1 protein-coding gene is annotated in these 1,279 nt (G+C 37.2%); it reads left to right on the top strand.

Annotated features, from left to right (window positions below):
• Positions 1 to 1,279 (top strand): SprB repeat-containing protein (locus GVN22_RS28550; protein ID WP_205691065.1); only part of this gene is annotated, 1,279 nt, incomplete at both ends.

A 1,279-nucleotide genomic window follows, 5' to 3' on the forward strand; every position in this document is an offset into this window, starting at 1 on the left:
AACGGCGTTTGGCAAAGCTCAGGCAGGTTTGAAGGTTTAAGCAAGGGTACTTATAAATTAACAACAACCAACGCCTTGGGTTGTCAGGATAGTCTTCACATCATAATTTCAGAACCAGCCCTGTTGGTAGAAGAGCTTTCTAAAAATGATAATCTTTGCTTTGGAGATGCAACTGGTAAAATTTTTACGAGTGCAACAGGCGGCGTTTCTCCCTACCGTTTTTCAAAAGATAACCAAAGCTATCAAAGCGAAACGAATTTTGAGAACCTCAAAAAAGGAGATTATACGTTATGGGTAAAAGATGCTAACAATTGTATAAGTACTAAAACAATTACTTTGATAGAGCCACCTCAACTGGTAATCAATCCGTATTATCAAGATACAATTCGGTGCTTTGGAGAAACTAACGGCGTCATATCCATTCCTACACAAGGAGGTACTCCAACCTACAGTTATTCCTTGGATGGTACAAATTATGTCTCTGGTAATAGCTTCGGGGGTTTAGGAAAAGGTAACTATACTATTTATGCAAAAGATATAAATCAATGTAAAACAGAGAAGACCTTAAGCTTGACTGAGCCTAATTTACTAGAAATAGCGCAGAAGGATTTTAAGAATCCTTTATGCTATAAGTCAAAAGATGGTATCATTGAAGTAGCATCTACGGGTGGTAATAACGGTAATACTTACACTATTGATTACCAAAACCGCAGCCAAAATAGTACCTATTTTAATAATCTTCCCGATGGTAGTTATTCCATAAAAGTGACTGACCGAAAAGGCTGCTCGGCAACCGTCAGTAATATAGTACTAACCGAGCCAAGTAAAATCAAAACAGTGAGTGTTGGTACTATGCCATTATGTTATGGTGATGGCAATGGCAAAATAAACATCGCAGTAAATGGAGGAACGCCGAATTACCGCGTAAATTTTGAGGGGCTTATCAGTGAGGTCGATGGAACGAATTATACAAAAGAATTGTCCAATTTATTTGCCAAAGCATATACCTTTTATGTGCTTGACAGCCACAATTGTGTAGATACCATAAATTACACTTTGACACAACCTACACAATTACAGAATAAGATTACTATCAAAGAAAACGACTGTTTTGGAGACTTGACAGGACAAGTGCAAGTGCTTGGTTTACAGGCTACTCCACCTTATCGTTATTCGCTTCAAAATCAAGAAATAACAGAGACTTTTGAATCAACGGGTATTTTTTCGAAGCTGAAATCAAATAATTACACAGTGACTGTGTATGATTTTAATAACTGCA

It is taken from the genome of Cellulophaga sp. BC115SP (genome assembly GCF_009905545.1).
GTDB classification, from domain to species: Bacteria; Bacteroidota; Bacteroidia; order Cytophagales; family Spirosomataceae; genus Flectobacillus; species Flectobacillus rivi.